At 49.6% G+C, this 19,383-nt stretch carries 18 protein-coding genes and 1 riboswitch; of the genes, 5 read left to right on the forward strand and 13 right to left on the reverse strand.

What is annotated here, in order from left to right:
* Positions 1-9: 9 nt before the first annotated feature.
* Both sdhA and BJP58_RS14950 read right to left on the reverse strand, forming a co-directional pair.
* Positions 10-1,752 carry a succinate dehydrogenase flavoprotein subunit gene (gene sdhA / locus BJP58_RS14945; RefSeq protein ID WP_071222414.1) on the reverse strand — a complete coding sequence of 581 codons (1,743 nt, stop codon included), beginning with the start codon at positions 1,750-1,752 and terminating at the stop codon, positions 10-12.
* A 16-nt stretch (positions 1,753-1,768) separates the two neighbouring features.
* On the reverse strand, positions 1,769-2,437 hold the full coding sequence (locus tag BJP58_RS14950) for a succinate dehydrogenase cytochrome b558 subunit (protein ID WP_071222413.1): 669 nt from the start codon (positions 2,435-2,437) through the stop codon (positions 1,769-1,771).
* A 353-nt stretch (positions 2,438-2,790) separates the two neighbouring features.
* Here BJP58_RS14950 and BJP58_RS14955 point away from each other — a divergent pair, with 353 nt between their 5' ends.
* The gene (locus BJP58_RS14955) at positions 2,791-3,708 is read left to right on the forward strand and encodes a LysR family transcriptional regulator (protein ID WP_194544531.1); all 918 of its coding nucleotides are present in this window, start codon (positions 2,791-2,793) and stop codon (positions 3,706-3,708) included.
* 36 nt (positions 3,709-3,744) lie between these two features.
* Here the strand turns inward: BJP58_RS14955 and BJP58_RS14960 are convergent, their stop codons facing one another.
* On the reverse strand, positions 3,745-4,419 hold the full coding sequence (locus BJP58_RS14960; RefSeq protein WP_009592874.1) for a potassium channel family protein: 675 nt from the start codon (positions 4,417-4,419) through the stop codon (positions 3,745-3,747).
* Between the two features lie 16 nt (positions 4,420-4,435).
* Positions 4,436-5,776, reverse strand: a complete 1,341-nt coding sequence (locus BJP58_RS14965; RefSeq protein WP_194544532.1) for a TrkH family potassium uptake protein — start codon at positions 5,774-5,776, stop codon at positions 4,436-4,438.
* A gap of 64 nt (positions 5,777-5,840) precedes the next feature.
* Positions 5,841-5,985: riboswitch (cyclic di-AMP (ydaO/yuaA leader) on the reverse strand.
* A gap of 291 nt (positions 5,986-6,276) precedes the next feature.
* Between BJP58_RS14965 and BJP58_RS14970 the strand changes: the two genes are divergently transcribed.
* Complete coding sequence (locus BJP58_RS14970; protein ID WP_194544533.1) at positions 6,277-7,968, forward strand: CPBP family intramembrane glutamic endopeptidase; 1,692 nt, start codon at positions 6,277-6,279, stop codon at positions 7,966-7,968.
* Here BJP58_RS14970 and uvrC read toward each other — a convergent pair.
* Together uvrC and trxA are read right to left on the reverse strand one after the other, a co-directional pair.
* Entirely contained in the window at positions 7,940-9,943 is a 2,004-nt protein-coding gene (gene uvrC, locus BJP58_RS14975) for an excinuclease ABC subunit UvrC (RefSeq protein ID WP_194544534.1), read from the reverse strand. The genes BJP58_RS14970 and uvrC overlap by 29 nt on opposite strands.
* Before the next feature lie 135 nt (positions 9,944-10,078).
* Positions 10,079-10,396: a thioredoxin gene (gene trxA / locus BJP58_RS14980; protein ID WP_009592891.1), complete on the reverse strand. Its 318-nt coding sequence runs from the start codon at positions 10,394-10,396 to the stop codon at positions 10,079-10,081.
* Positions 10,397-10,649: 253 nt separating this feature from the next.
* Between trxA and BJP58_RS14985 the strand changes: the two genes are divergently transcribed.
* Entirely contained in the window at positions 10,650-10,805 is a 156-nt protein-coding gene (locus tag BJP58_RS14985; RefSeq protein ID WP_006212594.1) for a hypothetical protein, read from the forward strand.
* Positions 10,806-10,924: 119 nt separating this feature from the next.
* Here BJP58_RS14985 and dnaI read toward each other — a convergent pair whose 3' ends face one another.
* The 3 genes from dnaI to BJP58_RS15000 all read right to left on the reverse strand — a co-directional run bounded on the left by dnaI (position 10,925) and on the right by BJP58_RS15000 (position 13,915).
* Positions 10,925-11,878: a primosomal protein DnaI gene (dnaI, locus tag BJP58_RS14990; RefSeq protein ID WP_194544535.1), complete on the reverse strand. Its 954-nt coding sequence runs from the start codon at positions 11,876-11,878 to the stop codon at positions 10,925-10,927.
* A gap of 32 nt (positions 11,879-11,910) precedes the next feature.
* On the reverse strand, positions 11,911-13,416 hold the full coding sequence (locus BJP58_RS14995) for a replication initiation and membrane attachment family protein (RefSeq protein ID WP_071222407.1): 1,506 nt from the start codon (positions 13,414-13,416) through the stop codon (positions 11,911-11,913).
* Between the two features lie 199 nt (positions 13,417-13,615).
* A complete protein-coding gene (locus BJP58_RS15000; RefSeq protein WP_015737411.1) occupies positions 13,616-13,915 on the reverse strand; it encodes a YuiB family protein in 300 nt (99 codons plus the stop codon).
* A 250-nt stretch (positions 13,916-14,165) separates the two neighbouring features.
* Between BJP58_RS15000 and hemQ the strand changes: the two genes are divergently transcribed.
* The gene (hemQ, locus tag BJP58_RS15005) at positions 14,166-14,915 is read left to right on the forward strand and encodes a hydrogen peroxide-dependent heme synthase (protein WP_071222406.1); all 750 of its coding nucleotides are present in this window, start codon (positions 14,166-14,168) and stop codon (positions 14,913-14,915) included.
* Positions 14,916-15,062: 147 nt separating this feature from the next.
* Here the strand turns inward: hemQ and BJP58_RS15010 are convergent, their stop codons facing one another.
* Entirely contained in the window at positions 15,063-15,326 is a 264-nt protein-coding gene (locus tag BJP58_RS15010) for a hypothetical protein (RefSeq protein WP_071222405.1), read from the reverse strand.
* The gene (locus tag BJP58_RS15015; protein WP_194544536.1) at positions 15,327-16,520 is read right to left on the reverse strand and encodes an NAD(P)/FAD-dependent oxidoreductase; all 1,194 of its coding nucleotides are present in this window, start codon (positions 16,518-16,520) and stop codon (positions 15,327-15,329) included. It abuts the gene before it with no gap.
* 478 nt (positions 16,521-16,998) lie between these two features.
* On the opposite strand from BJP58_RS15015, the gene BJP58_RS15020 reads away from it, so the two are divergent.
* Positions 16,999-18,000: an NAD(P)/FAD-dependent oxidoreductase gene (locus BJP58_RS15020; RefSeq protein ID WP_127593487.1), complete on the forward strand. Its 1,002-nt coding sequence runs from the start codon at positions 16,999-17,001 to the stop codon at positions 17,998-18,000.
* A 199-nt stretch (positions 18,001-18,199) separates the two neighbouring features.
* Here the strand turns inward: BJP58_RS15020 and BJP58_RS15025 are convergent, their stop codons facing one another.
* Together BJP58_RS15025 and BJP58_RS15030 are read right to left on the reverse strand one after the other, a co-directional pair.
* Positions 18,200-18,343: a sporulation histidine kinase inhibitor Sda gene (locus BJP58_RS15025; RefSeq protein ID WP_006212600.1), complete on the reverse strand. Its 144-nt coding sequence runs from the start codon at positions 18,341-18,343 to the stop codon at positions 18,200-18,202.
* A 299-nt stretch (positions 18,344-18,642) separates the two neighbouring features.
* Positions 18,643-19,305 (reverse strand): YheC/YheD family protein, encoded by a 663-nt coding sequence (locus BJP58_RS15030; RefSeq protein ID WP_194544537.1) that lies wholly within the window; start codon positions 19,303-19,305, stop codon positions 18,643-18,645.
* Positions 19,306-19,383: the final 78 nt, after the last annotated feature.

The raw sequence follows: 19,383 nt of genomic DNA on the forward strand, positions 1-19,383 counted from the left end.
CCTTCCTTCTTACTTGTCTTTCGAATAGTCGCGAATACGCGGCGGGATTAAGGAAACATCCACTTCTTCGTATGAAATCTGCGGTCCATCAGGCGTCCAGGTCGCTTTGGTTGTCTTGAGGAATTCTTCATCGTTACGATCAGGGAATTCCGGCTTATAGTGAGCCCCACGGCTTTCGTTCCGGAGAAGCGCACCCAGCGTCATGGCTTCGGACAGCTCCAGCATGTTCCACAGCTGGCGCGTGAACGCCACGCCCTGGTTATTCCAGCGGGAGGTATCCGTCATATTGATATTGCGGTAACGCTGCTTCAATTCCTTGATTTTGCCGATGGTAGCTTCAAGCTTGTCATTGTAGCGAACCACCGTCATGTTGTTGGTCATCCATTCGCCGAGCTCTTTATGGATTACATAAGCATTCTCGGTTCCTTCCATCTTGAGCAGGCCTTCGTATTTGGTCGTTTGCTCTTTCGCAGCGCGATCAAATACTGTGGAGGAAACATCCTCAGCGGACTTCTTCAGGCCTTTGACATATTCAATCGCCTTCGGTCCGGCCACCATACCGCCGTAAATGGCGGAAACCAGGGAGTTCGCTCCCAGACGGTTCGCACCGTGGTATTGATACTCGCATTCTCCGGCTGCGAACAGCCCCGGAATGTTCGTCATTTGGTTGTAATCGACCCACATGCCGCCCATGGAATAATGGACTGCCGGGAAGATCTTCATCGGGATTTTACGCGGATCATCGCCCATGAATTTCTCATAGATTTCAATGATGCCGCCAAGCTTAACGTCCAGCTCTTTCGGATCTTTATGGGAGAGGTCGAGGTAGACCATGTTCTCGCCATTGATGCCAAGTCCCATATCGACGCAGACGGAGAAGATTTCACGCGTAGCGATGTCGCGCGGCACCAAGTTTCCGTAAGCTGGGTATTTCTCTTCGAGGAAGTACCATGGCTTGCCGTCTTTATAGGTCCAGATCCGTCCGCCTTCACCGCGTGCCGATTCCGACATCAAGCGGAGCTTGTCATCGCCTGGAATGGCTGTCGGGTGAATCTGGATGAACTCGCCGTTGGCATAATGAACGCCTTGCTGATAAACGGCACTGGCCGCTGTTCCCGTGTTGATCACCGAGTTGGTCGTTTTTCCGAAAATAATACCAGGTCCACCGCTTGCGAGAATGACAGCTTCAGCTTTGAACGACTTGATCTCCATCGAGCGCAGATCCTGAGCAGCGATACCGCGGCACACGCCTTCGTCGTCGATGATCGCATTCAGGAACTCCCAGTTCTCATACTTGGTCACAAGACCCGCGGTTTCCCAGCGGCGAACCTGCTCATCAAGCGCATAGAGCAGCTGTTGTCCGGTCGTTGCGCCGGCAAACGCAGTCCGGTGACGCTTCGTTCCGCCAAAGCGGCGGAAATCGAGCAGTCCTTCCGGCGTACGGTTAAACATAACGCCCATGCGGTCCATCAAGTGGATAATGCCCGGTGCCGCTTCGCACATCGCTTTGACCGGAGGCTGATTCGCAAGGAAGTCGCCGCCGTACACCGTATCGTCAAAATGCTCCCAAGGAGAGTCGCCCTCACCTTTCGTATTCACGGCTCCATTGATGCCGCCTTGCGCACACACGGAGTGAGAGCGTTTAACAGGTACAAGTGAGAATAGATGAACGTGAGCTCCTGCTTCTGCCGCTTTGATGGTTGCCATCAGCCCGGCGAGGCCGCCGCCCACTACAATAATATTAGATGCCATTTTTCGTTCACTCCCCTTAACTTAAGACTGTCTTAACTACATCGATCGCTGCCGTCGCCGCCTGGAATTCGGAGCCGCGGAATGCTGTCATAGCAAGAACAAACAGCACGCTCATCAATACGAACAAGCCCATGCAGATGTAAGTGGATACCTTCTGCGCGCGCGGACCGACGGTAATGCCCCAGCTGACGAGGAACGCCCACAGGCCGTTAGCGAAGTGGAAGGTTGCGGAAACAACGCCGATGACGTACAGAGCAAACAGAACCGGATTGTTCATGATGCCGTGCATCGTGGCGCCCAAATCGTCATGCGTGATTTTGCCGATCATGATTTGGAAACGCGTATCGTACATATGCCAGATAACAAAAACGAACGTAATAACACCGGTGATCCGTTGGATGGTAAAGCGGATGTTCCGTTCATAGTTGTAATTGCCCACGTTGTTATTCGCCTGGTAAGCAATGTATAACCCGTAGACGCCGTGATATAGCAGTGGCAGCCAGATCAGGAACAGCTCGAGGAAAAATACCAGCGGCATGCTGTTCAAAAAATGGACCGCGCTTGCGAAGCCTTCCTTTCCACCCTCGAAAGCCTTAAAGTTGGAAATCATATGGCTGAGCAAAAATGCTCCAAGCGGTATGACACCGAGTAAAGAATGCAGCTTTCTGGAATAATACCCTTTCATCAGTTGACGTTCCCCTTTCCAATGTGCAGCGTTTTCATTTTCAATCTTTCCTATTTTCAGAACAATTACACTTACCCTGTCCGTCCTAAAGGAGGTTGTTCAAAAAGCCCGCTTTGGATCACGAAGTGAATCAGGAAGCCACTCGGCATCTAAACCGGCCTTTATGAACTAGCATTAAACCGTTGCAACGACAAAAAGCTGCCGATTTCGGCAATCGTGTGAACAACTTGTGTCATGTTTCATGTTACTCCTTTTTTTCTTATAATGGAATTGCAATATAATTATTAATCGTTATAATCTATACGCATAAGCAATGTTTTGCAAGCATGTCTATTTTATATAGGAGGAATTCCATGTTCGAAGAACTGGACATGTTCGCCGTCGTTGTAGAGCAATCCAGCATAAACCAGGCCTCCAAGCTGCTTAACTTGTCCCAGCCAGCCCTGTCCCGGAAAATAGCCAAGCTGGAGGACCAGCTCGGGCTGCAGCTGTTCAACCGCCGGGGCAAACGGCTGGAGCTTACCTCCATCGGACAGATTGTGTACACCTTTGCCCTGGAGCAGCGGCAGCAGCAGATCAAATTCATGCAGACGTTGGCCCATTACCGGGAGGGGGATCAGATCTCGATCAACCTGGGGGCCAGCCTGACCACCCTTCAGACCACCTTGCCCCCGCTCGTTAACGCATTCATGGAGCGTCATCCCGCGGCCGAAATCAAACTGATTACCGGCAAGACCCATGAGATCGTTTCTTATGTAAGAGATAAACGCGTCGATGTCGGCATTGTCGCCTCCTCCATCAACCAGCCCGGATTAAACTGCATCCCGTTGTTTGATGACCATCTGGAGCTTGTCATCCCTTCTTCACATCCGCTGGCGGAGCTCGAAGATGTTGGAATCGAGCAGCTTCAAGGCTTGCCGATGATCATTTTCTCGACTGGAACCTGGTACCGCAAGCTGACGGATGACCTGTTCCACCGCTGGGGCATTATGCCGGATATCCGGATGGAGATCGACTCCTTCGAAGCGATCGTCAGGCTCATCCCGACCTGCAAGGCGGCCGCACTTCTGCCCAAATCCTATCTCAGGCCGCAGCTGTTATCCGACAACGGGCTTGTCGACATTCATATTCCGGCCCTCATTGAAACCCGGCGAACGACTTCGCTGATCTACGGCCAAGCTTCGGATTTAAGCAAGGCGGCCAGCCGCTGGATTGACGAAACGGAAATTCTATTCCGTAAGCTGGAGGAGGACAAAATGAAGAAAACCTGACGATATGCATGACCGTCAGGTTTTTTTCTTCTGTATTTATTTTTCGAGCATATTCACGACCTCAGACTCAAAGCGATCCACATTATCATTGGAGCCGATAACGACCATAATGTCGCCGGAGTTCACCACATCCATGGCTGTCGGCGCTACGATGATGCCGGATTGTTTATTCAGGGCCACCACGCTGACACCGTAACGAACCCTCGTATTGAGCTCGCTAAGCGTTTTTCCGTCCATGCAGTCCGTGACCGTCATCTCCACAATCAGATAGTCCTTGGATAATTCGATATAGTCAAGCAGATTGGGCGTGACAAGCTGGTGAGCTACCCGGATTCCCATATCCCGTTCCGGAAAGATCACCCGGTCGACGCCCAGCTTCTCCAGCGCCCGGCCGTGCAGCACCGAAATCGCCTTGGCAACGACCATGGCGACACCAAGCTCTTTCAACAAGATGGCGGATAAGATGCTCATCTGAATATCGTTTCCGATCGCAACAATGCCGCAGTCGAAGTTACGAATACCGAGCGATTTAAGCACCTCTTCATCGGTAGCATCCGCTACCACCGTGTGTGTCAGCAGCTCGCTCATATCCTCGACAACCTCTTCATTTCGGTCGATGCCGAGCACCTCATATCCTTGTTCCATCAGTTCAAGCGCCAGGCTGGCGCCAAATCGTCCCAAACCGATGATTGCAAATTGCTTTGGTTTCATGTCTCTCCAGTACTCCTTATCCAATAATCATTTTGCCTTCCGGATGACGATATAATTCTTTACCCTTTTTCGGCCCCAGTGCATAAGCAAGCGTCAACGGCCCCAATCGTCCTGCAAACATCGTAATGCTGATCAAAACCTTGCCGAACACCGTCAGATCGGGCGTTAGGCCCATGGAGAGACCCACCGTACCGAAGGCGGATGTCGTTTCGAATAAAATCTCCAGGAAATCCCCTTCCTCTGTCGTCGACAGAATCATCGATACGGTTAGAACGAGCAGCAGTGCCAGTAATGCAATGGTCAGTGCCTTCAGCACCCGCTCCTGGGCCAGGCGATAACGGAACATGACGATGTCTTCACGCCCGCGCATCATGGCGATGACCGCCCCCACCATAATGGTGAAGGTTGTTGTTTTGATACCACCCCCGGTTGACCCTGGGGATGCTCCGATAAACATCAGAATAACGATAAAAAATTGCGTGGCCTGTCTAAGCCCCGTAATATCTATAGTATTCGCGCCAGCTGTACGCGGCGTTACGGATTGGAATAATGCGCCGAAGAATTTTCCGCCCCAATTCAGGGAGCCGAGCGTCCTCGGATTGGTGAATTCAAAAATAAGAATGACGATAAATCCAACCAGCAGCAAGGTAGCCGTCATGGTGAGCACTACTTTGGAGTGCAAGGAAAGTCTCCGCTGTTTCCGGAAATCAATCAGATCGGATAATACGATAAAACCGATGCCGCCCGAGACGATCAAAAACATCACGACAACGTTGACTACAGGATCATAGACATACCCGGTCAAACTCCGAAAATCGCCAAACAAATCGAAACCGGCGTTGTTAAACATCGTGACCGCATGAAAAACGCCATAATAAATCGCTCGGCCGATCGGCATGTCAAACGCCCAGCGGATCGATAGAATCAAGGCACCGCAGGCCTCGATGATCAGGGAGTACAGGAGTACTCTGCGAATCAGCCTTACGATTCCTTCCATCGAGGACTGATTCATCGCTTCCTGCAGAATGAGGCGATCCTTGAGCGATATGCGCCTTTTGAGAGCCAAGGCAAACAAAGTGGCCATCGTCATGAAACCGAGCCCGCCGATCTGAATCAGCAGCATGATCACGATCTGTCCGAAGGAGCTGAATGTCGTTCCTGTATCCACCACAACCAGCCCCGTTACGCAAGTTGCCGATGTCGAAGTGAACAAGGCATCGATAAATTCCAGCGGTTCACCTGTACTTGTGGATATCGGCAGCATTAACAGCGCCGTCCCGATGAAAATAATAGCCGCGAAACCAAGCACGAGAATCTGCGGCGGAGACAACCTGAGCCAGTTCAATTTAGAGTTCAATCGGTCACCTTCTTAAAAAAATCAAGAAAAAAAGACACTGGAAAACGCAGTGCCCTTTACGGTCTGGTTCCTGTGCTGCAGCCTACGAGGTTAGCTGACGGATTCGGGCATTTTCACAGGTCGCCCTATTCATTATTCTGGGAATAATGAAATTCACCCCAATTACATGGTTCCCCCATTTTCAGTACGAAATTCGGCTGGAATATTCGGTTCCTTGAAGCATGATGTGATTATAACGCAATCCGGTACGTAACCCAATGCCGTTTTTCACCCAAAAAATCTTTAAAAGAGCGCGAATTGGGCATATTCAAGAATACAAGCATAGGGTTCTCTAACGTTTTCGAAACCTTTCATTCATTTTCATCGATTTGTTTCATTATTCCGGATATTGGGATAAGCTGCTTATGACTTTCATAACTATGTTATATTGACTCTATGCGTTCTTAATCAGGCATATCGAATACCCGTGGGAGTATCAACTTTCTTAGAGGAGGAATTTCATGAATCGTGCAAGAGAGCCCTTGAAGCTGAAGCCCAATCTGAAACAGCTCATCGCGCCTGCCGCAGTCGGCCTGATTCTGTTCCTATTATTTCAGGTGTTTCCGTCGACGAATTCGGATTCTACCGAGATGGCATCTCCGAATATCATATCCAAGGAGCAGGCTCGGCAAGCGGCTTCAAGCTTTGCTCAAGAGTTTTTGCAGTTTACGGCTGCAAAAACGGATGACACGCTGGTTACATATCAATCCAAATCGGAACTTTACGGATATCTGGCGAAGGAAAAGAGACTTTCGGAATACAACAAAACCTATGAAGCCAAATATCCCTATGACGTATACCGCGTTCGCTTCAGCAAGCCGGGTGGTGGCGATGCCCTCAATGTGGACGTGCACATGCAAAATTCAGGCATCGTCGGCTTCTCGTACGATTACGCCCGCTCCAGCTATGACCGGATTGAGCTGAACAAAGGCGATGTACAAAGACAGATGCTGCTTGTGGTCGAGGACGGCATGTCATTAGCCGAGAAGCAAGCTCTTGCGGAGCCTTGGCTCCAGCGAGCGGGTTATGACCTGTCGCACCTGGAGCTGGTCACGCGGGAAGGGGAACCCCAGCTCCGGTATGTGGACCCGGATTCCAAGATCGGCGACTCCAGATTGGAGCACCGTTTCACATTCGAGCAGGGGAAATTACGCTCTTATGAGCCATCTTTTTCGGTTCCGGCCGCCCATTCCGCCTATGTCAACAAGCAGACCCAAGATGCCACGCTGCTGACCCTTGCAGGGTATGGCCTGTTCACCCTCATCCTTGGCATTCTTGCGATTGTGTACAGCGTGAAGACCAGAGCCTACACGTCGTTTAAGCGCGGCCTGTTCCTATCGGCGCTGCTGTTTGTCATTCAGATGCTGAATACGTACAATCTGATTCCCGTTTTCAAATCCGAGGGGATGTCGCAAACCGGCATACTCGGGATGATGATCTTCTATGCGGTCTATTCGCTTATCTTCTCCGCACTGCTCTATTTCTCCCTTGTCGGGGGCAGCGGGCTATGGCTCAAAGAAGACGGGCTTAATCCATGGCCGCGCGCCAAAGAACCTGGATACGGTCATTATGTGATGGATAGCATGAAGCTGGGGTATATGTGGGCTTTCATCCTGCTTGGGGTCCAATCCATTATCTTTGTCGTTCTGGGCCTGACCTTGAATACATGGTCCACCACGGATGCCACACAATCGCCTTACAACATGCTCTATCCTTGGCTCTTCCCGCTGATGGCCTGGCTGGCCGGGATATCCGAGGAGGCCGTCTATCGACTGTTCGGGATCAAAATGCTGAAAAAGATCGTCCGCAATACGTTCGTAGCCAGTTTGATCACTTCGATCATTTGGGCGCTCGGGCATACACTCTATCCGATATACCCTGTAATTTCCCGGCCCATTGAACTGGTGATCATCGGCTTGCTGTTCAGCTACATCTTTTTGAAATACGGGTATTTGGCGGCTATGTTCTCCCACGTCATCTTTAATAGCATCTTGATGGGCATTAGCCTGATCCTGCTCAAGGATACCAGCAACTTGCTGATGGGTGCGTTCTACATGGTGCTTCCGGCGATGGTCGCCTATGCGATTTACCGTTTCAATCCAACAAAAAAAGAGAAGCCGTATGTCACGACTCCTCCTCACGAAGTGCCTTAAGAATTTCCGTTGCTAATTTCTCACCGATTGAAAGGGGCTTGAAGTCTTCGACTGAAGCCTCTTTTATTTTTTTGACTGAGCCAAAATGCTTTAACAGCAGCTTGCGGCGCTTCTCTCCAATGCCCGGAATGGAATCCAGCTTGGAGGATACCATCGATTTGCCGCGCTGTTCGCGGTGGAAGGAAATCGCAAAACGGTGAACCTCATCCTGAATGCGCTGCAGCAAATAGAACTCCTGGCTGTCCCGGGGAAGCGTAACCGGCTCCGGCGGGTCTCCGACCATGAGCTGCGCTGTTTTATGCTTGGCATCCTTCACAAGCCCGCAGACCGGGATAAACAGCCCCAGCTCATTCTCAAGTACATCGATGGCGGCGGAAATCTGTCCCTTCCCTCCATCCACCACAATCAGATCGGGAAGCGGCAAGTTCTCCTTCAAGACGCGCTCGTACCGCCGCCGGATGACTTCACGCATCGTATCATAATCGTCCGGTCCCAGCACGGTACGGATCTTGTACTTCCGGTATTCCTTCTTGTCCGGTTTCCCATTGGTAAATACAACCATGGCCGATACCGGATTGGTCCCCTGAATGTTCGAGTTATCAAATGCCTCAATCCGGTTCAGCGACTGGAGGCCGATCACTTCCCCCAGATTCGCCGCGGCAACCGAGGTGCGTTCTTCATCGCGTTCAATCAAGCGGAATTTCTCGTCCAAGGACACCTTCGCATTATCCGATGCCATGCCCACCATCTGCTTCTTCAAGCCGCGCTGCGGCACATGCACCTTCACGCCGAGCCATTCCTGCAGGGCGGCAGCCCCTCCGGCTGCATCCACGATGCCCGCAGCTTCCGCCTGCTTCTCCTGTGCCTGGGCAAGGGCAGCCTGCTGCGCATCCAATGTCCCTGCGGAAAGCGGATTCGCCGAATCCGCGGCTTCCTCTGCGCTTTGCACACCTGTATCCGCAGTCGTTCCCGTAACCGACTCCGAACCAGCCTCGTCTATCAACAGAGGCTCAGGCAGCAGAATTTCCTGCGGCAATGCAGGATTATCGCTGTAATACTGGGCAATAAAAGACATAAAGTCGCTGTGCGCATCGCCGTAGAACGGAAAAACGGACTTGTTGCGCTGCACCATTTTCCCTTGGCGCATGTACAGGATCTGCACGCACATCCAGCCTTTATCCACAGCATAACCGAATACGTCGCGGTCCCGCGTATCCGTCGTCGTAATCTTCTGCTTCTCCATCAGCGTATCAATATGGATGATCTGATCCCGCAGCTCTTTGGCTCGCTCGAAATACAAATCCTCCGCGGCCTCCTGCATCTTGCGCTGCAGTTCCTTCTTGATCTCCTCATGCCCACCGCTAAGAAATGATGTAATCTCCCCGGTGATCTGCTCATATGCAGACTTCGGAATCTCCTTCACACATGGAGCCAAGCATTGCCCCATATGATAGTACAAGCACACTTCTTTCGGCATGACGCCGCATTTGCGCAAAGGATACATCCGGTCCAGCAGCTTCTTGGTCTGCTGTGCCGCGTAAGCATTCGGGTAGGGACCAAAATATTTGGCTTTATCTTTAAGCACCCTTCTGGTTACTTCCAGACGGGGATGCTCTTCATTCGTTATTTTAAGATATGGATAGGTTTTATCATCCTTCAGCAGCACGTTGAATCTCGGCTGATGGGTTTTGATCAGGTTGCACTCTAGAATCAATGCTTCCATGTTGCTGCCGGTTACAATGTATTCGAAATCGCGGATTTCCGAAACCAGCATCTGGGTCTTCCCGTTATGGCTTCCGGTAAAATAAGAGCGTACCCGGTTCTTCAGCACTTTGGCCTTGCCCACATAAATAATCGTGCCTTCATGATTCTTCATCAAGTAACAGCCGGGCTGGTCCGGCAGCAATGCCAGCTTGTGGCGAATATTTTCCAGCGCCTTCTCCTGCTCCTGAAGCTGTTTGGCAAAATCGTCCATGCTGTCCCTCCTCTCCAAGGAGATTATATAGTATTAACCATAAATATAAAACACTATGAATAACCACACAAAGCGCCTCCGGGTTTCACCGAAGGCGCTGTATGAAAGCAGATGGCGGTCTAGGACCAATCCTGCTTATTGATGTTTTGCAATGATGCCTTTCAAGGCTTCTTTGGAGTTCAGACCTACCACTTTATCGACAGGTTGGCCGTCTTTAAAGAAAATCATGGTCGGAATGCTCATCACGCCGAAACGTGCTGCGGATTCCGGATTCTCATCCACGTTCACCTTAGCAATTTTTACATCATCGCCGAGTTCTGAAGACAATTCGTCCAGAATCGGAGCAAGCATTTTACAAGGGCCGCACCATGGCGCCCAGAAATCAACTACAACCGTTCCTTGACCTTCAACTTCATTCACGAAGGTTTGGTCGGTAACATTGACGATAGCCATTGTATTCTCCTCCTCACAGGATAAGATCAGGTATAGTGCGAATCATAATTGTCGAATGGGTCGACGAATTTAGTATACCACAATCGGCCTTAAAAAGTGAAATATACTCACCTAAAGAAAGAGGATTTCACGGGTTTTTTATGCAATCTTTACAAATGATTTGCGCATTGGGTATACTACTAGTAACAAGTCGGGTGACTGTCAAGTTTTTCGAGTTGGCACGGCATGTTCACCTTTTGAGGAGGCAAGCACCATGGATGTAAACGTACGCGTTAACGATCCACGGGAGCACATCAATGAAGAACCACGCAATGACTTTGGCGATTTGATGATGGGCTTCGTGGGGATGTTTGGTTTCATGACCATCATCTTTTTCGGATTCGTCATTATCAAGTTCTTGGTCGGCTAATACTTGATGACTCCTTGTGCGTAAATAAAAAGTCTGATCCCTGCCGCGTTCCATACGCTAACGGGATCAGACTTTTTACAATTCATGGGGGGTTGTCCATAGGAAGCTTGCTTGCAATACTAGAATTTACCTCTCTGGTTCTCCCCGAATAAATGAACGACATCCACAAAAGGCGCAATCCGGTTCATCAAGCGCTGACCTTTGTGAAGCTCCTCGCCATCCTTGCTCGTGAAGCTCAGATGCTGTTCAAGCCCGTCGAGCGGATAGTTCGACGTATAGAAGGTCGGCAGCCGATTCATCCGGAAATTCAGGATGGAGCCGAGGACATGATCCCGAACCCACGGATTCAAATTCTCCGCTCCGATATCGTCAAAGATCAGCAGATCGCAATGCTTCATCGTCTCCACCATGTCCTTCAGCTTCTGTCCGTCCTGCATCATGGTCTTCAGATCTTCCACGAAATCAGGCATATACACGATAACGCCCGAATGGCCTGCTTTCGCGAGCTCATGCATTAGGTAGCCCATCAGGTAGGTCTTGCCCGTACCAAACGAACCGGTGAGATACAAGCCGCGCGGAGACAACCCATTCTCCTTCGTATCCCGGATGTACTTAAACACCTGGTGCACCGCAGGTGCCCGCAGGCGGTCCTTCGCCATAATCTCCATATTGTCATAACCTTCGTTCAAGGCATGTTCATCGACATAAAAGCTGCGGATCCGTTTTTTGATCTGATCCTCATTGGTCTTCGCAATCTGCAGGGAACACGGCGCCTTCCGCTCATAGATCTCCACGGTTCCGTTCATCCGCTGGATATCCAGCTTGCTGAAATGTCCCTGGAAATCATTCGGACACCGGTCGAGACCCGGACATGCCTTGCAGTGGGCCTGATCTCCCGCATATTGGTACAGTTTGCTTAAATTCAAACGAATGACCCGGTCATCGATCTCCGGGTATTCGCTCCGCAATGCTTGAATCAGAGGATTCCTGAGCAAATCTTCCATAATCTGCTCGGTTCTGCGCCGGAGCGCAGGACTTTTCATGCTTTCCAGCAGTTCACCAAGGGACTCCATCTCTAGTTCCCTCCTCTCTTAAGCAGGATTCTTTATCCGCCCTTCTTGCTGCCAGCCTGCATTTCTGCCGCAAATCGCATCATTTCTTCGAATTCCTCATCCGATACGGCTTCCGCCTGATCGGATTCCAGAGCCACTGGAATTTCCGGCTTCACCTTTCCGCCTTTAGCGTATGTACGCGTACGTTGTGTGGTCGCCTTCTGCTTGCCCTTCATCTTGGCTTGATCGCGTATATACTGAACAGCTTTCTCATAGCTGTTCACCTGCTTCAGCAGCATATTGGAAGCAATAGCCTCCACGAAATTGCGGTTGATGCGCTGCTCGCCGCCTGCGGCCATGAGTGACATTAAATAATGAATGAGTACGTTGATGACTTCACCCGGCAGCTTGTAACTCAGATCAATCTTTTCGAAAATGTCCAGGAACTGCGCTGGAACCGAGCCCGGGAAGAAGGTCTGCAGGAGCCGGGTATAAGGCTCGTTGCGAAGCATCATATTATATTGGTGGATATCGCACTTCGATTGGAACTGAGTTGGAACCTCTACATAGTATTCCATCTCTACCGCATGCTCCTGTGCCGGCTCTTCCGGATCGGCCGTCATCTCCTGCCGCAAGGCAACGACCTTGCCTGCCGTAATCTGCCGCTTCTCCTGCATCTTCATTCCCTGCCTAAAGTGAAGACTGGCCTTGTGCTGAAGATCATCCAGCACGACCTCGCCATGCTCGGTAAATATGCCGTCCTCGTCCAACAGGCGGCACAAATCCTGCGTGCTGAGATCGTATTTCCGCACCACGTAATTCACGATGCCCATCTGCTCGTGGTCGTAGCGAAGACGCTCCACAAAGACCCGATTACGGGACTCACGCGGGAAACGGAGAATAATGTCCGCATAGTTCAGACCTTCTCCTTGCGGATTTGGCGGCGCCGTGGACTTCCGTGACACCGCGACCTCTTCCAGCGCTTGCTCCAGTTCATAATCAATGACATGCGTGTTCAGCTCAAAAATATCATAAAAGGGAACCGAAATGTTCTCCTTGTTGAAGGAAATACCGGACCATTCAAGGGGTTCCTTGCTCCAAAGCTCTTCTCTTAACGACAGCACGGCGAATTTCCCCACCTTGTCGCGAAGCAGCAGTGTCAGATGCTGAGTGTTAAAGAACTCCGCTGGACTGAGCGGTGCTTGCAGCTCATATTCATAGATATGGTCATCCGTTTCCGGGACAAACATCCGGCTTGTCTGCAGTAAACCTACCGCTTCCAGCTTCGAGGTTTGCTCAATGAGAAATCGGCGTCCTTTTTCACTAGGCTCAAGCCCTAATGTCAAGAATAATCTTCGCTGCTGTTCAATAGCCGAGTAACCCACCTTCTCCACCGGCACATGCGATACGAGAAGACGGTACAGACTGACAGCAAACGCGCCAACCATCGGTTGATAAATCGAACCAAGCATTTTGTCATCCAGGCCGCTTAAGCAGAAGTCACGGTATACGCAGTAACGGTGGTTCTCGGTAAAATGTAAAAAATTAGTCATGCGCATCGTTTATGCTCCCCCTGTCGCCCAAAAATAGACTTCCTCTATTCTATCATAAATCCGTCGTCTCGAAGTCGGTTCTTTCGCATCAAAAATTCTGGAATTCTTGCACCCGCCATTTGCATGCTTCCACAAAATAATAAATGACGGCCCCCAGGTATTGCAGAGCCGCCATCAACACTACATTCAATTTGCGCCAAGCGCGTTAAAACATCCTAAAGCCTTTAATACGCAATGTCTTAATGGTCCATCCGCTCATGTAGGCACCAATCAGACCTGCAACTCCCGTTAAGTAATCCACCAGTTGGAAGGATCCCACGTGAGTCCAGAACGACATTTGGCCCCGATCCCACAAGCTGTATACAACGACCGGCAAAATGACAATCACGAACAGAAAGCAAGGAAACCAGGTCGTCTTCATCAACATATTTAGGATAAAACCGATACCGAACATCATGACAAAAAACAAAATCATCAGCACGAGCACAGGAATAAATTGAAGCATGATCGCTGTTTTCACCTCTTCTTTATCACCTACGCGTAGCAGCTATTCTACTCTATTGCAGCAAGAAACAGCACACCAAGCTTTAGCTAATAGCTAGTTTACTAAAAATAATGTCACAGATCAACGAACAATCGTGAATACATTGTGTCGGCGTTTGCCCTTCCGACTGCGCTTACAGTACAATATAGGAAGTTAATGCAAGCGGCCATCCGCTTCAATTATAACGAACATAACGTTTAGGAGTGATCACATGAACGAAGCTGCAATGACGCTTGAGGGCTGGTATGCGCTGCACGATTTCCGCACCATCAATTGGCCGGCCTGGAAAGCTGCAGATGAAGAAGTACGTGCTTTTGCGCTGGACGAGCTGAACGCGTTCCGCGAGGAATGGGATGCCGTCGAAGCTGCCCAAAAAGGCAGTACCGCTGTATATACCATCGTCGGTCAGAAAGCCGATTTTGTATTCATGCTTTTGCGCGAGACGCTGGAAGAGCTGAACGCGATCGAGAACGCCTTTAACAAAACAACGTTCGCCCAGTTTACCACCAAGGCTTATTCTTATGTAAGCATTGTCGAGCTGAGCAACTACCTGGCCGGCTCCTCCGATGAGGATCCGATGCAGAATCCGCATGTCATTGCCCGTCTGAAGCCGGCCCTGCCAAAATCGAAGCATATCTGCTTCTATCCGATGAACAAAAAGCGGGATTTGTCGGACAACTGGTACATGCTCAGCATGGACGAGCGCAAATCCATGATGAAGAGCCACGGGATGATTGGCCGCGGTTATGCCGGCAAGGTCAAACAGATCATCACCGGTTCCGTTGGATTCGACGATTGGGAATGGGGCGTAACCCTGTTCAGCGACGACGCGCTTCAGTTCAAGAAGCTCGTGTACGAAATGAGATTTGACGAAGTAAGTGCGCGTTTCGGCGAGTTTGGTCCGTTTTATGTCGGCAACCTGCTCGATCAGGCTTCATTTACAGATTTAATGAAGGTATAATTCCTTCTGCACATAAACCAGCATGTACAAAATATCCCCACAAAGTGGAGCCTATGCTACGATGTTTATTCCAAATACTTTGCGGGGATCCCAAAAAACTTATAATGTCAAAAAAGGGATGCTCTCAACACGAGAGCATCCCTTCTTCTATTCCTCACCATCGTCCTCATCTTGCTCTTGCTTGCGCAAGGTTTCAAGATATTCAGCCGTCGCCCGATCCCGGGCACGTCCCTTATCCTTGAGCCGCTCAATAGCAGGAAGTATGAGAATGTCGACCTCCTGCTGAATGGTGTAAGCCAGATCGTACCGCTCCTGCGACTCCAGATAGGAGCCGACCTCCATCAGGGCGTTATAACGATCAAGCTCATCTCTGGTGAGCAGCCCCCGTACTTGAACGCTGCAGTGTCTCATTTATCGAAACCTGCCTTTTTTCAGGACGAGCGGAATCCCTCCAATAATGAAGAGGTAGCGCAGATCCACCAACTTTTTCAGCTGGGCCGCTTTCCATCCCTGATATTTCTTATCCCCGACAACCGCAATGCCCTCGCCCCGTCCAAGAGAAGCTACCGTCCCTTTGTTATGGAACTCGAATTTGCGCATCGACTTGTCCCGAATTGCCGCAACGATATTTTGGGCACAGCACACGCCTTGCTGCATCGCCATTTGGGCGGTTGGCGGATAAGGTCTGCCTTCCTCATTAAAAATCAGGGAGTTATCGCCGATAATATAAATGTTCTCGTATCCGGGAGCACGCAAATATTCATCAACCTTGACGCGGCCTCGCATCGTTTCGAAACCGGCTGCTTCCACCAGACGGTTCCCGCGAATGCCGCCGGTCCATACCACCGTTGCCGCCCGGATCTCTTCGCCATTGTTCAGAACGACACCGCCTGGCAGGCATTCCTTAATCGCAATGCCCATCTTGAAGGTAACGCCTTTCTTCTCTAGAACGTTCATGGCGTACTCCACCAGTTCCGGTGCAAACCCCGGTAACGCGGCAGGCGCGGCTTCGACATTATAAATGTTCACCAGCGTCGGATCGACGTCATATTCCTTGCACAGTCTCGGAATGCGGTCCGCCAGCTCTGCTACAAACTCGATGCCGCTGAATCCGGCTCCGCCAACCACAAAGTTAATGCGCTCTTGCGGTCTGCGCTCATTTTTATATAAAGCAAACTGATACTCAATATGCTCACGTATCAATCGTACCGAGTTAATGCTTCGGATCGTCATCGCATGCTCTGCGAGTCCTGGAATCCCGAAGGTTTCCGGCTCTCCGCCGAGTCCAATGACAAGATAGTCATAGGATAATGTTCCATCTTCAAGAATAACCTTCTTATCGTGAAGGCGGATTTCCTGAACCGAGGATTTGACCAGGTCGATTTTGAATTCGTCGATCAACTTGGAAATGGATACCCGGGTATTCTCAATGCTGTCTGTTCCTGCTGCCGGCATATGCAAATGCGTTGTAATATAATGATAATCATGGCGATTCACCAATGTAACATCGGCCTCATTATAATTCAGCTCTTTTTGCAGCCGCTGCGCTGTCAATATGCCTCCGTAACCCGCGCCAAGGATTACGATCTTCGGTATGCTGCTCATTCTATTGCTCCTTCCAGCTTACTCTTTATATATACAGTATGGTGCACATGTTAACATTCTGTGAAATTGCATCCAAAAAAAGAGAAGAGCCCTAATCAGAGCCCGTTTCAACATTTGACCTGATGGTTCATTAAGGTTCAAAAACAGCTGTAACATTAAGGTTTCCTTACTTCGCTACAGTTGACAATATATAGGACTACCCTGTAATGAACGCAAGTTATCACGTTAATCATATGCATAAACTATGCAAATATCAAGAAATTTTTTGCCATATAATGTGCAAATCATTCCGCCATTTATCCCCTTACTTACTAAGTAAGCGTATCCATTCCAATGTTAGGTATTTTAACTCATTTCTCGTCTTTTCATGCCGCTTCGGGACGATTATAATAGGTAAGGAATTCGTGAATCAGCTTTATCCGGACAAGAACGTCTGTCTGATTCGAATATAAACTCATTTTATGGAGGTGCTTACCGCATGACAACGATGCCACAAGACAGCAATATGACGGATCTTTTGATTATCGGTGGCGGACCTGCAGGTATGTTTGCTGCTTTTTACGGCGGAATGCGCCAAGCTTCGGTTAAACTTATCGAGAGCATGCCTCAGCTTGGAGGCCAATTGGCTGCGCTGTATCCTGAGAAATATATTTATGACGTAGCAGGCTTCCCGAAAGTAACCGCTCAAGAGCTTGTGAACAATCTGTCCGCCCAAATGGAGCTCTTTAAAACGGACATTCGTCTTGAAGAGAAAGTACAAGCTGTGGAAAAACTCGAAGAACGTCATTTTGTCGTAAAAACGAATTTGGGTGAACACCACGCCAAAGCTGTTATCATTACAGCCGGTGTAGGAGCGTTCCAACCCCGTCGACTGGAGATTGAAGGGGCAGAAGCATACGAAAAGACCAACCTTCATTATTTCGTCAACGACCTCAGCCGCTTCAAAGGCAAGAAGGTTCTCATCAGCGGCGGCGGCGACTCCGCGGTAGACTGGGCGCTCATGATCGAGCCCATCGCCGAGCAGGTTACACTGGTTCACCGCCGTGACAAATTCCGTGCCCATGAGCATAGTGTGGAGCAGCTCATGGCATCGAAGGTGAACATCGTTACACCAACCGAGATCACCGAATTGCATGGTGAAGATACGATTACGAAGGTTACGCTTTCACATATTAAGACCAAAGAGACGCAAGAGATTGAAGTGGACGATGTCATTGTCAATTTCGGATTTGTGTCCTCTCTCGGTCCGATCTCCGAATGGGGCATCGCCATTGAAAGCAACTCCATTGTGGTGGATTCCCGTATGGAAACAAGTATCCCGGGCATTTTTGCAGCCGGCGATATTACCACCTATCCGGGCAAGGTCAAACTGATCGCTGTTGGATTTGGTGAAGCACCTACCGCCGTGAACAATGCTAAGGTTTACTTCGATCCTGAGGCCAGATTGGCACCCGGCCACAGCAGTAACATGAAATTGTAAGGGCAGCTAGAATTTTTAACTCCATCTACATCCATATTCATAGAAAAAAAGGTATCTTCGTTCCGAAAGGGGTTACACCCGCCCCGGAACCGAAGATACCTTTTCTATTCTTCAAACCATATGTAGAACTTGGTTGAAAGCTCCCACATTATATACGTATCATGTCGTAAGTTATCTATTCTATATACGAAAAATCTGATTAATGCAGGATGCTGCCGGAATCGGTGTCCAAGTTCCGTTTATGAATTTCGGCTAGCAGTAGAGTGATGAACTCTCGTTCCAACTTCAACTCAACAGCCATATGATAGGAATCGAGAAGCATCTCATCCGTCAACATAGCCATCCCTCTCACACCCCTTCCTCAAATTTCCTGAATCTATCATATCAGACATGCTAAAACGGAACAACTGTTCGCTTATCCACAACCTCTTGTGGAAATCCTGTGTATAATTTGTTGGTAAGTGTAAAAAACAGGGTCATATCAAAGTGGATTATGGGGATAAATGTTATACACAGGATATAGGGGAATTCTACTATAAAAAAAATTGATCAATTATAATATCGGTAGATTGTGGTTATTTTTTTATTACCCTATTAAAAAATCATATAAACGTCTCCATTTGGGAATATTAAACAAAAAATTCAGCTTGGTCTTGTATTAACCTCCAAAATCCAAATCTTACCCTCGTTGTCTAGTCCGTAATCAAACCCCAGCTCCCCGATTCCTGGAAAGCGGGATTCCAGTATCGTTATGCACTGTCTGGTTAATTGGCGCATTTCATTGCGCTTTTCCCTCGCATTAATGTGGGGCAGTGACAGCCGGAGTGCAGGACCACAACGAAGCAGCGTCCCCCCTTTACATATATTCGTCACAAAAAGCCCTGGGCTCGCGAGCCGCCCAAGCATGGCCCGGAATTCCCATCTCCCTCGATCCTTGACTACCTTTACACGGTAATCCAGCGGACGTCCCTGAATTCTGGCCAAATGAATGCCCTGCTGTATCATGTAGCGCCGTCTCAGCCTCATCCTGCTCAGTACGTATAACAGGGAATTCAATGTATCTACATGAACAGTACGCCTCTTATGGGTTACCAAGTATCCCGTTCCGTCTTTCTGTATTCGGATGACTCCGTTACCACCGGTTCCTATAATCGGCTTAATCACGACCATTTCGTGTTCGGCCAGCATTGAGACCAGGGTATCCCCTCCATACGACTGGGTAGCCGGAATGTAGGGAGCAACCTGCGGATCGGTCAGCAGCGCTTCCGTCTTCAACCACTTGCTGGCCAGTTGTCTTCCCGCCATGCTGCTTTCGCCTCCTTTTATTCATGACATACGTTATCCTATTCCCCTATCCGCGCTTTGTCTTGGATGATTGTCCGT

Source organism: Paenibacillus sp. JZ16 (assembly GCF_015326965.1).
Taxonomy (GTDB): domain Bacteria; phylum Bacillota; class Bacilli; order Paenibacillales; family Paenibacillaceae; genus Paenibacillus_AQ.

Coding starts and splice junctions, on each gene's coding strand:
- BJP58_RS14985 (WP_006212594.1), top strand. CDS start 10,650: ATGGATGTAAACGTACGCGTTAACGATCCACGGGAGCACATCAATGAA.
- trxA (WP_009592891.1), bottom strand. CDS start 10,396: ATGGCTATCGTCAATGTTACCGACCAAACCTTCGTGAATGAAGTTGAA.
- hemQ (WP_071222406.1), top strand. CDS start 14,166: ATGAACGAAGCTGCAATGACGCTTGAGGGCTGGTATGCGCTGCACGAT.
- BJP58_RS15010 (WP_071222405.1), bottom strand. CDS start 15,326: ATGAGACACTGCAGCGTTCAAGTACGGGGGCTGCTCACCAGAGATGAG.
- BJP58_RS15020 (WP_127593487.1), top strand. CDS start 16,999: ATGACAACGATGCCACAAGACAGCAATATGACGGATCTTTTGATTATC.
- uvrC (WP_194544534.1), bottom strand. CDS start 9,943: ATGGACGATTTTGCCAAACAGCTTCAGGAGCAGGAGAAGGCGCTGGAA.
- BJP58_RS14960 (WP_009592874.1), bottom strand. CDS start 4,419: ATGAAACCAAAGCAATTTGCAATCATCGGTTTGGGACGATTTGGCGCC.
- dnaI (WP_194544535.1), bottom strand. CDS start 11,878: ATGGAGTCCCTTGGTGAACTGCTGGAAAGCATGAAAAGTCCTGCGCTC.
- BJP58_RS14950 (WP_071222413.1), bottom strand. CDS start 2,437: ATGAAAGGGTATTATTCCAGAAAGCTGCATTCTTTACTCGGTGTCATA.
- BJP58_RS14955 (WP_194544531.1), top strand. CDS start 2,791: ATGTTCGAAGAACTGGACATGTTCGCCGTCGTTGTAGAGCAATCCAGC.
- BJP58_RS15030 (WP_194544537.1), bottom strand. CDS start 19,305: ATGGCGGGAAGACAACTGGCCAGCAAGTGGTTGAAGACGGAAGCGCTG.
- BJP58_RS14970 (WP_194544533.1), top strand. CDS start 6,277: ATGAATCGTGCAAGAGAGCCCTTGAAGCTGAAGCCCAATCTGAAACAG.
- BJP58_RS15000 (WP_015737411.1), bottom strand. CDS start 13,915: ATGCTTCAATTTATTCCTGTGCTCGTGCTGATGATTTTGTTTTTTGTC.
- sdhA (WP_071222414.1), bottom strand. CDS start 1,752: ATGGCATCTAATATTATTGTAGTGGGCGGCGGCCTCGCCGGGCTGATG.
- BJP58_RS15015 (WP_194544536.1), bottom strand. CDS start 16,520: ATGAGCAGCATACCGAAGATCGTAATCCTTGGCGCGGGTTACGGAGGC.
- BJP58_RS15025 (WP_006212600.1), bottom strand. CDS start 18,343: ATGGCTATGTTGACGGATGAGATGCTTCTCGATTCCTATCATATGGCT.
- BJP58_RS14995 (WP_071222407.1), bottom strand. CDS start 13,416: ATGCGCATGACTAATTTTTTACATTTTACCGAGAACCACCGTTACTGC.